This window comes from Rossellomorea orangium (genome assembly GCF_019334305.1).
Classification (GTDB): Bacteria; Bacillota; Bacilli; order Bacillales; family Bacillaceae_B; genus Rossellomorea.
The window spans coordinates 255,803-270,606 of sequence record NZ_JAHWGH010000012.1 but is presented as its reverse complement, the minus strand read 5'-3'; the positions used below and the strand labels follow the sequence as shown (position 1 = coordinate 270,606).

The window sequence follows — 14,804 nt, the reverse complement described above, 5'->3', positions numbered from 1 at the left end:
CTCCTTCTGCATAAAACTACTTCGCGTCGTACCATGTTTGTCCATACGAATAATCAACCTTCAGCGGAACTTCAAGCTCCATGGCATTCTCCATCACTTCAGGTACGATCTTCTTCAAGGTTTCGATTTCTTCCTCAGGAGCCTCGAAGATCAATTCATCATGCACCTGTAATAACATTCTGGATTGAAGATTCTCTTCCTTCAATCTGGCCGCCATATCAATCATGGCTTTCTTGATGATATCCGCTGCACTTCCCTGGATCGGTGTATTCATCGCTGTACGTTCTGCAAAACTTCGTAAATTGAAATTACGGCTCGTGATTTCAGGAAGGTAACGGCGACGATTCAACAGAGTTGTCACATACCCCTTCTGTTTCGCATCCTGGACGATATCATCCATATATTCTTTTACGCCGGGGAAGCTTTCCAAGTATTTCTTAATGAATTCCCCTGCTTCTTTCCGTGTGATATCAAGGCTTTGTGATAAGCCGTAATCACTGATTCCATACACAATACCGAAGTTGACGGCTTTCGCATGCCTTCTCATATTGGACGTTACCTCGTCCTTGCTCACTCCAAAGACGTCCATGGCGGTCTTCGTGTGAATGTCCATATCGTTTCTGAATGCTTCTACCAACTTCTCGTCACCTGCAATGTGGGCGAGTACCCTTAGTTCGATCTGAGAATAATCGGCAGCGAACATGACCCATCCCTTTTCAGAAGGAATGAAAGCCTGACGGATCTTCCGCCCTTCTTCAAGTCGGATCGGGATGTTCTGAAGGTTCGGGTCCGTTGAACTCAGTCGTCCTGTTTGGGTGAGGGCCTGGTTGAAACGGGTATGGATCTTGCTTGAATCTTTATGGACGACCTTCAATAACCCTTCAAGGTAAGTGGACTGCAGCTTCCCTAATTGACGGTAATGAAGGATATGATCAATGATCTCATGCTTCGATTGCAGTTTTTCTAATACGTCTGCCGAAGTGGAGTATCCCGTTTTTGTTTTCTTCACAACCGGAAGACCCAGTTTTTCAAATAGGATGACACCCAGCTGTTTAGGCGAATTGATATTGAAACTTTCCCCCGCCAGTTCATGAATGTTCTTTTCCAATTCTTCCAAACGATGAGCAAGCTCTTCCTTCATGGTCTTAAGACGCTCCTGGTCGACTTTCACACCTGTGAATTCCATTTCAGCAAGAATCAAAGCGAGTGGTAATTCAAGCTTCATATATAAGTCATACAGTTCGTTCTCTTCCAGTTCCTTCATGCACGTATTCTTTAACTCATGCAGGATGAATGCCTTACGTGCAAGATGCTCGGATAGAATCTCAGTGGCAGGGACTTTCTGCTTCGCCCCTTTTCCATAAACCGCTTCATCCGACTCGATGGAAGGCTGACCGTGCCCTTTTGAAATGGATGCGAAGTCTTCACTTGATTCAGAAGGATTGATGATATAGGAAGCGAGCAATAGATCGAACTCGATCCCTTTGATATCGATACCCTGTCGTTTCAGGGCAACAACAGTCTCCTTCGAGTTGTACACATACTTCATCGCAGATTCGTCCTCTGCCCACTTCTTAAAGGCATCTGAATTCACCGCTGTTTCCAGAGTGAAGAAAACCGTCCCTTTTTCATTATGGAGGCTTAACCCGATGACGTCCCCAAGATGATAATTCTCTTCAAGCATTTCGATATAAAGAGAACTTTCGTCTGATAGATGTTCTTCTTTAATGGTGTCCACCACGTCAAAGGAGATATCATCCAGCTCCTCAGGTTCAGCTTGTGTGGATTCCCCCATTTTTTCTAGCAGGGAATTGAATCCAAGATCCCTGTAAACTTCCTTCAGCTTCCCTTCATCCCAGCCTTCATAATTCAACTCTTCAACCGTAACTTCAATAGGAGCTTCCCGGAGGATCGTAGCCAGTTCTTTACTCATGATGGCCTGCTCTTTATTTTCTTCGAGCTTCTCTTTCAGTTTCTTTCCGCTCACTTTGTCAATGGACTCCAGAAGCTTTTCAAGGGAATCGAATTCCTTCAGGAGCTTGATGGCCGTTTTTTCTCCTACACCAGGTACCCCTGGGATGTTATCAGAGCTGTCCCCCATCAAGCCTTTCATATCGATGATCCTGTCAGGAGTGATCTCCCATTTTTCTTTAATGTGCTCCGGAGTATATACTTCAATATCCGTGATCCCTTTTCTCGTGATGCAGACCGTGGTGTCTTTCGAGCTCAGCTGGGTCAAATCTTTATCCCCGGAATAGACCTTCACTTCAAACCCGTCTGATTCCGCCTGCAGGGAAAGGGTGCCGATGATATCATCCGCTTCATAATTTTCCTTTTCATACCGTTTGATGCCATATGCATCCAACAGTTCCCGGATATAAGGGAATTGCTCAGATAGTTCCGGCGGAGTTTTCTGCCTGCCGCCTTTGTATTCCGTGAATGTCTTATGTCTGAAGGTCGTTTTACCAGCGTCAAATGCGACAAGGATATGTGATGGTTTTTCATCTTCCAATATTTTTTGCAGCATGGTCGTGAAGCCATACACCGCGTTTGTATGTACACCCTTGTCGTTATTTAATAAAGGAAGGGCAAAGAATGCACGGTAAGCAATACTGTTACCGTCAATCAAGACTAATTTTTTGGACATGTAAGTACCTCCTGTAAAGGCTTCTGATTCTATAGGTTTATTCTATCACGTTGAGGAATGAAAGGAAAAACGGGGCACTTATTTCATCGAGGAAGAGAGTGATTGGAGATCGGGCTAGTAGATGGGGGCTGGACATCATTGTTCGGTGTATCTTAACGTACAATTCGGTGTGAGATTCTATGAGGTCGGCATAACTTGTGTCACTTCTAATGGAACTCGTGCCACCCTTACAATAACTTGTGCCAAAATGTGATGAACAACGAGAACGCCCTGCAAACATTCCCATCCCACGCTTAGAAAACCAAAAAACCCTTGAAGAATGGACCACGCCACCCTCCAAGAGTACTGATTGTTATTCCGTATACCCCATCAATAACCTCGCGTACGGAGAATCAGATGGTAGAATGATAACTGTTTTATCATCGACGGTTTTCTTATACGTTTCAAGCGTCTTATACAAATCATAGAAACTAGGATCTTTCGAGAACGATTTGTTATACACCTGCGCAGCTTCTGCTTCTCCTTCGGCACGGATCACGTTGGCATCCGCTCCTGCCTTTGCAAGCAGTTCCTTCACTTCACGGTCAGTTTCCGCTGTAACCCTTTGTTTCTCGGCATCTCCCATGGACAGGTATTCCTGCGCTTTGGATTCACGCTCGGAAATCATTCGTGTGTAGACGGAGTTTTCATTTGCTTCAGGTAAATCCGTTCGTTTCATGCGGACATCCTGAACGACGATGCCGTATCCGTCACGCTTCAACAACTCATTCACTTTATCTGTCACTTTATCGTTCAAGCTTCCCCGTGACGATTTTTCATCATTGATGATCTCGTCATACTCCAATCGACCGAGCTCTGAACGAACGACCGAGTAGATGAACTCCTCCATCTTCGTCTCGGCATTGATTACCGTCCGTGCATTTTTGATCATTTTCAAGGGATCTTCAATGCGCCATACGGCATAATTATCGATGAGCATACGCTTTTTATCTTTCGTATTTATCTCGGCTTCTGTTACGTCATACGTCATTTGATGCTTCGGCAGCGTCGTTACTGACTGGATGAACGGGATCTTATATTTCAATCCCGGATCTTTATCGATTCTGACCACTTCCCCAAACTGACGGACGACTTTGTATTCCCCTTCTTTTACAATGAAAAGACTCGTGAACAGGAGCAAAAGTACGGCAATGAGAATCACAAGAAAGATCCCTAATTTAGTATAGCGTCTCCACTCAATGGGCTCATTCTTCTTAGAATTAATATCAAACACGTTTTGATCACTCATTCTCTTCACTTCCTTCCTGCTTCGCCGGAGGATTCTGATTCTCCATCTGTCTGATAGGGAAATACTTCAGCGTTTCCCCACTATCTTTCATGATGTATATTTCTGCATTGGGCAACACATTTTCAAGGGTTTCCAATACAAGTCGTTTCCTGGTGATTTCAGGATTGGATTTATACTCGTTGTACAATTTATCAAATACGGCGACGTCCCCACGCGCCTGCTCGACACGAGCGATTTTATCCCCTTTGGCCCTGGAAATGATCGCATCCTTTTCCCCTTGGGCTTCGTTGGTCCGCTGATTACGATATTTCTTCGCTTCATTGATTTTCGTGTTCATCGTTTCCCTGGCATCCGTAACCGCCGTAAAGGCTGAACGAACTTCTGAGTTTGGCAGTTCAACATCCTGTAATTTCACGGCAAGAATGGAAATACCGATATCGTAATCGTCAATCAACTCAGTTAACAAATCTCTGACATCCGCTTCGATTTCTGCCTTTCCAGACGTCAAGGCATCATCGATCAACGAACTTCCAATGATGCTTCTTAATGAAGAAGAAGTCGCATCATACAGAATTTCCTTTGGGTCATCCGAATTGAATAAATAGCTTTCCGGATCTGTGATTTTCCATTGTACGACGAGATCGGCGAGGACGATGTACTCATCCCCCGTAATCATTTTGGTTTCTTTCGGAAAGTCTTTGATCTTCCCGTCTTTTTCTTCATATCCAAATTGAAGACTGAAGGTTTCTTTGGACAATACCTCCACCGACTGCATCGGCCATGGCATCTTGAAATGAAGTCCCGGTTCAACGATCGGCTCCCCTGCTTCCCCGAACGTCAACACAAGTGCCTGCTCGGATTCATCAACGGTATACCAGGACGTAAGAAGTACAACAATTAAAATAATGGCTGCAAGCACCATTCCTGCCACAGTATAAACACGCTTCAAACTCATATGCACCCTCCCTTTTCTATCTCTATATCTTATTTTCTGCCTACTAAGATATACGGACATAAGGTAAAAAGGTTTCAAGAATATTAAAAGAAGGTGACAATTCGGACCGGGTAATAATAGCGCTTTCAAAAATAAAAAAGCGAAAAGACGAGAACGGGGTTGGTTCTCGCCTTTTCTTAACACCTTGGATGAAGGGGTTTCACTTAGTATCGTACCACCTGATTGTTAATTGTATTTAAAGCTATTGTAAAAACAATGTAAAATAAGTGAAAACAAACTAAGTATTCCCTCAGATTAGCACATCAGGATAAAAACTGCTTATTCAGCGAGACAGTGAAAATCGTTCCTTGATTCAATTCACTTTCCACTTCTATATCTCCTTCATGAGCTTCAATGATATGTTTGACAATGGCAAGCCCAAGACCGGTCCCACCGGAGTTACGGCTTCTCGCTTTATCGACCCGATAAAACCGTTCAAAGATACGGGGCAACTCTTCAGGACTGATGCCCATGCCATCATCCTTCACTTTTACGTATACTTTGTCTTGATCTTCCTGAAGCGTGATCCACACATTCCCGCCTTTAGGCGTATATACAATGGCATTGCTGATCAAGTTGATGAAGACCTGCTTCAAACGATATGAATCCACTTCAGCCAGTCCCCTTGACTCGAAATCGGATTGAAGCGATATCTCTTTCGGCTTCGCCTTTTCTTTTAAAATAGGCATCACATCTTCAATCAACCCTGCTACTTCCACTTCCTCCACGGCCAGCTCAAATCCCTGTTTCTCAATCTTGGACAGTTCCAGCAGATCCTTGATGAGGGATTGCAGCCTGTCACTTTCTTTCAAGATGATGTCTAAAAATGACTTCAATGTTTCTGGATCATTCATCGCTCCGTCCAACAACGTTTCAGAGAATCCTTTGATCGAAGTGATCGGCGTTTTCAGTTCGTGTGAAACATTCGCCACGAAGTCTTTACGCATCTGTTCGAGCTTTTTAAGTTCGGTTATGTCATGAAATACAACGACAATCCCTTTCCATTCGTCATTGTTCCCGATGATCGGGGCACCGTACACTTCATAATGCTTTCGATCAAGCTTATGAGGAAGGAGGATCTGTTTACGTAGTCGTTCTTCCGTCATGAAGATTTCCTCCACGAGCTTATTCACTTCCTGATAGTGAATGACCTCATGATATCGTACTTTCTTCAATTGACTTTCCTTCAGATTAAAGAAATCCCTGAACGTCTTGTTGGTCAATACGACAAAACCCCGATGATCGATTAGAAGTAGGGCGCTTCCCATGTTTTCGATGAGGGTCGTTAACCGATTCTGCTGCATATCCTGGGCATTCACCATCTCTTGAAGATTTCTTGCCAGAATATTGATGGAAGTACTTAGCATACTCGTTTCATCCAACCGGTCTTCGTATGTCCTGGCCCGGTAATTCCCTTTGGCCAGCTCAATGGCAACATTGGTGGCAGACTCGATGGGTTTAGTATACCTCACTGTAATCCTGGATCCCAGGATTATGATGAGGACCAAAGCGAGTCCCAGGGAAATGGATAAAACAAACCAGATTTGCTGGGTCCCTTTCTCAAGGGCATCCACCTCTGCACTCATGACGAGGAGTCCCTTCATCTGATCATTGGCATCCTTTAACGGATACCAATAAAACCTAAATTCGTTTTCTGACGTGACCAGCTTTTTATGCTTATGCTTAACATCCCAATTCTTATGGATTTCCTTTACGATTCTCTCTTGCTGCGGGCCGACAAACGATTCCAACGCTTCTGTATCATGAACCACATTGCCTGCTTGATCAAGGATCGTGATCCTAACATCCAATATGTCACTCAATTCCTGGATCATGTCCGGATTGATTTCTTTCGGTGTTCCGTTCTCTTCAATGGAGCTTGCGAGAAGCCTCGCCTCTTTTTCGATCCTTGAGTTGAATGTATCTAAGTAAAAGTTCTTGAAAATTTGTCCCAAAAGCAGCCCAAGCCCTATCAAAACAGCGATGATCAAGGTAATTAAAGCAAATAGGAGCTTTGTTCTAAATTTGGTCATCGAGTTTTTGGCTCCTCCAATTTATATCCGAGGCCGCGAATGGTCTTAATGTAGGTCGGTTTCTTCGTATTTGATTCAATTTTTTCCCGTAAGTGGCTGATGTGAACGTCCACAATTCTCGTATCACCGGCGAAATCATAGTTCCAAACCGCACTTAAGAGCTGATCTCTCGTCAACACTCTGCCTTTATTATCCGTTAAGTATAAGAGGAGCTCGAATTCCTTCGGTGTAAGTTCCAGCAGTTCACCTTGGAAATATGCTTCATATTGCTCCGGATACACCTTTAGTTCCCCGACTTCCTTGTAATCCGTCGGTTCTTGAACAACTGTATCCGCCGCTTCCTGGATTGCCTGACTTCGTCTGAGGATCGCTTTCACCCTTGCCACCACTTCACGTGGGCTGAACGGCTTTGTCATATAATCATCCGCACCAAGCTCCAAGCCCAGAACCTTGTCGAATTCATCATCCTTGGCCGTCAACATCAGGATGGGAATATTGATCTTTCGCTGTCGTAAATCCTTGCATACCTCTACTCCGTCCATAGAAGGAAGCATCAGGTCAAGGATGATCAGGTCCGGGGACTGTTCAAGCGCTGCATCCCTTCCTTCTTCACCATCATGGACCGTTGTAACCGAATAACCTGATTGCTCAAGATTATACTTTAAGAGTGTTGCGATAGATTGTTCATCATCCACTACCAAGATTTTTTTGCTCATATCATGTGCCTCCATACAAAAGAAAATTAACCCCAACATCCAAACGTTTATGTAATTGTACTTTCATTATAATATAAATCTTCAGGGTTACCATCATTTAAGAAGATTTAACACTTATTAGTTTTCTTTTATAGGATACACTTTGTCTTTTATAATTATCATTTACATGCATAAAAAAGAGAGCTATGCGACCACAGCTCTCTTTCCGCATTAGAAGTTCTCTAACGCATGGCTATTCATTTTTTCTAAGTGATGAGGTGGACAAACTTTGATGGTCCCGTTAATGACTTTCTCATCCTCTTCATTCGTAGCCGAAACTTGAATGGTTACGAGGTGGTTACTCGGATTTACTTCTGTCACCTCAAAAAGAAATTGAACAGTAGCATAATGATAGACCGGTTTAGGGAACTCAATGTTTTGCTCTACAATATGAGAGCCCGGCCCCGGTAAATATTTCGAAACGGCCGATGTAATGATTCCTGTCAGCATGATCGATGGAACGATTGGCTTTTTAAAAGGTGTTTGTGAAGCGTAATCGTGTTGAATGTATAATGGATTGGCATCGTTCGTGAGCCCAAGATATAGAAGCAATTCGTTGTCTTCAATTTTTTCTGTCAGGGTCAGTTTTTCTCCCACTGTCATTTCTTCGATTTTTCTTCCGAGTTTTCTCTTTTTCCCCAATAGCATAAGAAGCACCTCCGAGTATGTAAACGATTACAATTTTAAATAATAAAAATTGTTTTTATTGTCTGTCTATTAGTATTTTATCATTTTTAGGGTTTCCATACAAAGAGTTTTTACGCAGGGAAAGACAATTTCATTTTCTCTTTAAAATCTCGTTTGGGATTAGGATGGTAGCTGTTGAAAACGGAGAGAGTGCTGGTTGATTTCCGCTCCAGGATGCTCGCTTTCCGCGGGGCTGGCGGTGAGCCTCCTCGGCTGCGCCTGCGGGGTCTCACCTGTCCAGCTTTTCCCGCAGGAGTCGAGCATCCTTCCGCTCCAATCAACTATCGGGGTATATTTTTCACTACTTCAAAATCTATTATAACCACAACTTCTTCTAAGAAGATCTACACTGGTCGTTGGAGATAAAGATTGCCAAACGCTATCTTCAAGTGGAGAAGTCCCCTCTCCTCTTCTATTATTTATTTACAGCGCATTTCCTGATTATTGAATCCTAATTATAGGCACAGTCATTGGTAAAGAGTCAAAACAACAAAAAAAACTGACCTCCATAATGGAAGCCAGTTTTGATTATGTCGTTAAGCCAATGAAGACATCACGTTTTTAACAGCGTCAGCGGAGTTGGCCAGTGCAGCTTTTTCGTCTTCGGTCAGTTCGAGTTCGATGATTTTTTCGAGGCCGTTTCCGCCGAGGATTGTCGGGACACCTAGATAGATGCCTTCGAATCCGTATTCGCCTTCTAAGTAGGCGATGGCTGGGATGACGCGGCGCTGGTCTTTAAGGATGGCTTCGACCATTTGGACGAGTGAGGCTGCTGGAGCATAGTAGGCACTTCCGTTACCGAGAAGTCCTACGATCTCGCCCCCTCCTTTACGGGTACGCTCAACGATGGCGTCAAGGCGGTCTTTAGGGATCAACGTCTCTAGCGGGATGCCTCCTGCATAAGAGTAGCGAATAAGAGGAACCATGTCATCTCCGTGGCCACCGAGTACGAATCCGGTGATATCCTTCACAGAGAGGTTCAGCTCCTGAGCGACGAACGTACGGAAGCGGGCTGTATCCAATACGCCCGATTGGCCGATTACGCGTTCTTTCGGGAACCCGGATTCCTTGAACACGGTATAGGTCATGGCATCCACGGGATTGGTCAAGACGATGATGTAGCAGTGAGGTGAGTGCTTGACGATTTGTTGCGTAACTGATTTCATGACCTTTTGATTGGTCTGAACGAGATCATCCCGGCTCATACCCGGTTTCCGGGCAATCCCTGCAGTGATGACAACGATATCCGAATCCTTTGTATCCTCGTAATTGGACGTACCGATGATGTTTGAATCAAATCCCTGTACAGGGCTCGCTTCAAGCATATCCAGCGCTTTCCCTTTCGTTGGATCCTCGTTTTGCGGAATATCAACCAATACCACATCTCCAAGTTCTTTCTGAGCGAGCATCAGTGCCGTTGTCGCCCCGGTGAAACCTCCACCAATAACAGATACTTTTCTACGTTTAATGGCCATCATGATTCCTCCTATTCATGTCATTATGTAAAGGAAGGAGTGCCCCTTTACGAAGCACCCCATCCTTATGTCAAATTATTATGCTTCCATGTTTTCGATTAAAGCAGAACCGAACTCAGAGCATTTCACTTCTGTTGCGCCATCCATCAGACGGGCAAAGTCATATGTTACTACTTTAGAAGCGATTGTTTTTTCCATTGATTTTGTGATCAGGTTAGCAGCTTCTGTCCAGCCAAGGTGTTCAAGCATTAGCACACCTGAAAGGATAACAGAAGATGGATTCACTTTATCCATACCTGCATATTTAGGAGCCGTTCCATGAGTCGCCTCAAAGATCGCATGTCCTGTTTCGTAGTTGATGTTTGCTCCAGGAGCAATACCGATTCCACCTACTTGAGCTGCAAGTGCATCAGAGATGTAATCTCCGTTTAGGTTCATTGTAGCTACTACATCAAACTCAGCTGGACGAGTAAGGATTTGTTGTAAGAAGATATCAGCGATTGAATCCTTCACGATGATCTTACCTGCTGCTTCAGCATCGGATTGAGCTTTATTAGCCGCTTCCAATCCGTCAGCTTCCTTGATCTTGTCATATTGAGCCCAAGTGAATACTTTGTCGCCGAATTCTTTCTCAGCAAGCTCGTAACCCCAGTTTTTGAAAGCTCCTTCAGTGAACTTCATGATGTTTCCTTTGTGAACAAGCGTTACTGATTTACGGCCTTCAGTGATCGCATAGTTGATTGCTGCACGTACAAGACGGCTTGTCCCTTCTTCAGATACAGGCTTGATTCCGATACCTGATGTTTCAGGGAAACGGATTTTGTTAACGCCCATTTCATCTTGCAGGAAGCTGATTAATTTTTTCACTTCATCAGAACCTTTAGCGTACTCGATACCTGCATAGATATCTTCAGTGTTTTCACGGAAGATGACCATATCAGTATCTTCAGGACGCTTAACCGGTGAAGGAACACCTTCGAAGTAACGTACTGGACGCAGGCATGTGAATAGATCCAATTCCTGGCGAAGCGCCACGTTCAATGAACGGATTCCGCCGCCGACAGGAGTCGTAAGTGGACCTTTGATTGCGATGAAATATTCACGGATTGCTTCAAGCGTATCGTTCGGAAGCCATTCGCCTGTTTTGTTGAATGCTTTTTCCCCAGCATATACTTCTTTCCAGGAAATCTTGCGTTCGCCTTTGTATGCTTTCTCTACAGAAGCATCGAGGACGCGTTGAGCTGCTGCCCAAATATCTGGACCCGTTCCGTCACCTTCAATGAATGGGACGATTGGATTGTTAGGCACATTAAGTTGGCCATTCTGGTTTGTAATTTTTTCACCTTGTGTCATTATGTAACCTCCATTTTTTCATTATCAAAGGGGATGACCCATTAGTTAAGCATGTTGAGTCATTCCCCTTCTCTTATTATTACACCAATATTTTTACTATTTGTAAATATTGATGATTAACCTCTTTGATCAACAGGTACATATTCCTGCTTGCCAGGCCCTACATAATCAGCACGCGGGCGGATCAGGCGGTTGTTGGAATATTGTTCAAGAATATGCGCCAACCAGCCGGATACACGGCTTACAGCAAAGATCGGAGTGAATAGATCATGATCGATGCCTAAGCTGTGGTAGACAGATGCTGAGTAGAAATCAACATTTGGCGGCAAGCCTTTGTTAGACGTAAATACGTCTTCTACCTTAACGGACATTTCGTAGTATTTACTTTGTCCTGTTAATTCAGTTAATTTTTTGGACATTTCTTTAAGATGCTTCGCACGTGGGTCCCCTTGACGGTATACGCGGTGACCGAAGCCCATGATTTTTTCTTTCTTTTCTAACTTGTCCAGGATATATTCTTCTGCTTTATCGACAGAACCGATTTCAGTAAGCATCTTCATAACCTGCTCATTCGCACCACCGTGAAGAGGCCCTTTTAAAGCTCCAATTGCAGCGGTAACACCTGAGTAGACGTCTGATAGAGTCGCCACACATACACGTGCTGTGAACGTGGAAGCGTTTAACTCATGATCCGCATGAAGGACAAGCGCTTTATTGAATGCTTCAACTTCAACAGGCTCTGGATCTTTTCCTGTCAGCATGTATAAGAAATTAGCGGCAAACCCCAGGTCCTTACGTGGTGCAACCGGTTCCTGACCGTTGCGGATGCGGGCAAAGCTTGTGACGATCGTCGGGATCTTCGCTTGAAGACGAACGGCTTTCAAGTAGTTTTCCTTGTCTTCCATTACATCCGCTTTGTCATCATATAAGCCCAGTAAGGAAACGGCAGAACGTAAAGCGGCCATTGGATGAACTTCCTTAATGTTATACATCTTGAAGTGCTCGAGCACTTCTTTAGGCAGTTCAGCGTTGGCTGCTAATAGCTCTGTGAATTCCTGAAGTTCCGATGCGTTAGGTAATTTCAGATGCCATAATAGGTAGATTACCTCTTCGAAACTTGCATTGTTTGCTAAATCATCAATGTTGTAGCCAACATATGTAAGAGTGTCGTCAATGATCGAACTGATAGATGATGTTGTTGCTACAACTCCTTCTAATCCGCGAGTTGCTGTCATAATAACCTCTCCTTTTGATAGTTATTTCTCTTTTACCCATTTTCATATGAGTATAAAACCCTACAAAACGATCTATTAAATCTAGTAGGCTTGTTTAAAAAGAACGTAAATAAACACGTTGAGCGATTGCTCAATTCCTATACAAAAAATGATTCCCGGCTCCTCCTATGATAACACGAGAGCTTGGGATGCGCTTACATTTCCTATTATAAACAATTATCTGACTTTTGTGAATGAAAACGCACCAATTTCTATAAAAATTATTTTTCTAGAAAAATAAACCATAACAAAAAAGGAATCGCCCGGTGTGATCCAAAGCGACGCTTCAAAGGAAAAATTCATACACTTTCATTGCGAGATAGGCGATGCCTGCGCCAATCAGAGGTCCCACGGCAACCCCTCTAAATAAAGCCACAGCGAGGACCGTTCCGAGAACCAGTGCCGTCGTGAGATGAGGATCATCCTCCAATAGGATTAACCCGTTCTTTGCGATCAATGCCACGGCCATACCAGAGGCAAGAGCAATCCAGGCATATGGGGACTTCAACGAATCAAAGAGATCCTTAAAACCGATTTCTCCCGTTGCAATCGGTGCGAGTACCGCAATCGTGATGACGGTAACACCCCAATTAATCCCTTTCGACTGGATCGACGCGAATACTTTTTCATCCATTCCCAGTACCTTTAAAACAATCAAAAATGCTACGGCTATAATAATGGATTGATTTTTTGCAATCAAACCGATTCCTAATAAAAGCAGTAAAAACATGAACGGCTGTGTCATATCCTTCATCTGCCTCCCCTTTATGTACTCCAATCATTATCCTACCATATCAACTTTATCCATCTTTCACAAAATACTGAAACCACCGTAAATAAATCTTCCTTTCATTTCCTGTCTCCGATAAAATAGAATTACTAGACTCGGTAGGAGGGAAGCCCTTGAATTTAGACTATGTTTATCGTACGATCCGTTTCCTGGTCGTGGTAGCGATCATCATTCTCTCATTGATTTCACTCTATTACATATGGAAGCTTGCCTATCCATTCATCATTGCCGTTGCCATCGCCTTACTGATCAATCCCCTGGTGAACGGACTTGAAAAATGGCTTCCGAGGATATGGGCAGTGACCCTGTCCCTCATTCTGATCGTCGCCATATTTGCAGGACTCATCACATTATTGATTGCCGAAATCGTCTCCGGAGCCAATTACTTAGCAGAAGAACTGCCCAAGCATGTTCAAACCCTTGTTACATATGCAGAGGACATCATCGTCGGACAGGTCATCCCGCTTTATAATCAACTCGCCGGTTTATTTAAAAACCTTGAAGCCGGACAACAGGATACGATACTTGAAAATATCCAGACAGCCGGAACTAAAATTGCCACATCCGCAGGCGATTTCCTGCAAAACTTTTTCACCAAACTGCCTCAGCTGATCTCGTGGATCCCAAATGCCGCATCTGTCTTGATATTCGCTGCACTGGCCACGTTCTTCATCAGTAAGGATTGGTATACATTATCTGCTAAAGCAGAAAAAATCATTCCAGGGAAAGCCATGAGCAGTGGAAGAAAAGTATTCATCGACTTAAAGCGTGCCCTGTTCGGTTTCATCCGGGCTCAATTCACCCTCATCTCGATCACCGCGATCATCGTACTGATCGGATTGATCATCCTGAGAGTAGATTACGCAATAACCATCGCCCTCGTGACTGGTCTCGTTGACATCCTGCCTTATCTCGGAACCGGTGCGGTATTCGTCCCTTGGATCGCCTATGAGTTCATCACAGGCAACGTCGGCCTCGGAATCGGTTTGTCGGTTCTCTACATGGTCGTCGTCGTCCAACGTCAGATCATGGAACCGAAAGTATTATCTTCAAGCATCGGGCTCGATCCCCTTGCCACCTTGATTGCACTGTTTGTCGGTTTTAAGTTGATTGGATTTTTAGGTTTGATTGTAGGACCAGTGGTGCTCGTGATCCTTTCCACTTTGAAGCGTGCAGGAGTGTTTGAAGATACGTGGAAATTCATTATGGGTGTAAAATAGCTTTTAACCCGATTACATTAGATGTGCTGTGCATCATCCCAGGATATGGAATAATGATTAGAAAGTATGCTCGAGTTTGGAGATCTCGTCAGTGGGTTATTTCGAGAGATAGAATAAGCGGAGGAAGTAAGGTTAACCTTCAGAATCGAGATTGAATCGGGGTAAATAGGCGGGATTTTTCCGTTTAAGTAAAGGAAAATCCCACTATTCCGGCTTTTTTGAGTAAATAGCCGGAATAATTCCGTCTATTCAACTTATATTCAGGATTATTTTCTCAATAAGCGGAAT

The 14,804-nt window shown here is 43.8% G+C and carries 11 protein-coding genes; 1 reads left to right on the top strand and 10 read right to left on the bottom strand.

Translation table 11 applies throughout. The features are described from left to right. Positions 1 to 16 precede the first annotated feature (16 nt). The 10 genes from polA to KYJ26_RS07895 form a co-directional block, all read right to left on the bottom strand. Complete coding sequence (gene polA / locus KYJ26_RS07940) at positions 17 to 2,647, bottom strand: DNA polymerase I (RefSeq protein ID WP_219166741.1); 2,631 nt, start codon at positions 2,645 to 2,647, stop codon at positions 17 to 19. 352 nt (positions 2,648 to 2,999) lie between these two features. Beyond that, positions 3,000 to 3,935, bottom strand: coding sequence for a protease modulator HflC (gene hflC / locus KYJ26_RS07935; protein WP_219166740.1), 936 nt, complete (start codon positions 3,933 to 3,935; stop codon positions 3,000 to 3,002). Beyond that, positions 3,928 to 4,890, bottom strand: a complete 963-nt coding sequence (gene hflK, locus KYJ26_RS07930) for an FtsH protease activity modulator HflK (protein ID WP_219166739.1) — start codon at positions 4,888 to 4,890, stop codon at positions 3,928 to 3,930. Before hflK ends, hflC begins: the two co-directional genes overlap by 8 nt. 302 nt (positions 4,891 to 5,192) lie before the next feature. Next, entirely contained in the window at positions 5,193 to 6,962 is a 1,770-nt protein-coding gene (pnpS, locus tag KYJ26_RS07925) for a two-component system histidine kinase PnpS (protein ID WP_219166738.1), read from the bottom strand. Next, positions 6,959 to 7,678 (bottom strand): response regulator transcription factor, encoded by a 720-nt coding sequence (locus tag KYJ26_RS07920; protein WP_219166737.1) that lies wholly within the window; start codon positions 7,676 to 7,678, stop codon positions 6,959 to 6,961. Before KYJ26_RS07920 ends, pnpS begins: the two co-directional genes overlap by 4 nt. A gap of 210 nt (positions 7,679 to 7,888) precedes the next feature. After that, positions 7,889 to 8,365, bottom strand: coding sequence for a MaoC family dehydratase (locus KYJ26_RS07915; protein WP_219166736.1), 477 nt, complete (start codon positions 8,363 to 8,365; stop codon positions 7,889 to 7,891). Between the two features lie 575 nt (positions 8,366 to 8,940). Beyond that, positions 8,941 to 9,879, bottom strand: a complete 939-nt coding sequence (mdh, locus tag KYJ26_RS07910) for a malate dehydrogenase (RefSeq protein ID WP_219166915.1) — start codon at positions 9,877 to 9,879, stop codon at positions 8,941 to 8,943. 78 nt (positions 9,880 to 9,957) lie between these two features. Then, positions 9,958 to 11,232, bottom strand: a complete 1,275-nt coding sequence (gene icd / locus KYJ26_RS07905) for an NADP-dependent isocitrate dehydrogenase (RefSeq protein WP_219166735.1) — start codon at positions 11,230 to 11,232, stop codon at positions 9,958 to 9,960. 116 nt (positions 11,233 to 11,348) lie between these two features. Next, positions 11,349 to 12,467 (bottom strand): citrate synthase, encoded by a 1,119-nt coding sequence (gene citZ, locus KYJ26_RS07900; protein ID WP_219166734.1) that lies wholly within the window; start codon positions 12,465 to 12,467, stop codon positions 11,349 to 11,351. Positions 12,468 to 12,792: 325 nt separating this feature from the next. Beyond that, positions 12,793 to 13,251, bottom strand: a complete 459-nt coding sequence (locus KYJ26_RS07895) for a DUF441 domain-containing protein (protein WP_219166914.1) — start codon at positions 13,249 to 13,251, stop codon at positions 12,793 to 12,795. A 158-nt stretch (positions 13,252 to 13,409) separates the two neighbouring features. Here KYJ26_RS07895 and ytvI point away from each other — a divergent pair, with 158 nt between their 5' ends. Beyond that, on the top strand, positions 13,410 to 14,516 hold the full coding sequence (ytvI, locus tag KYJ26_RS07890; protein WP_219166733.1) for a sporulation integral membrane protein YtvI: 1,107 nt from the start codon (positions 13,410 to 13,412) through the stop codon (positions 14,514 to 14,516). Positions 14,517 to 14,804 lie beyond the last annotated feature (288 nt).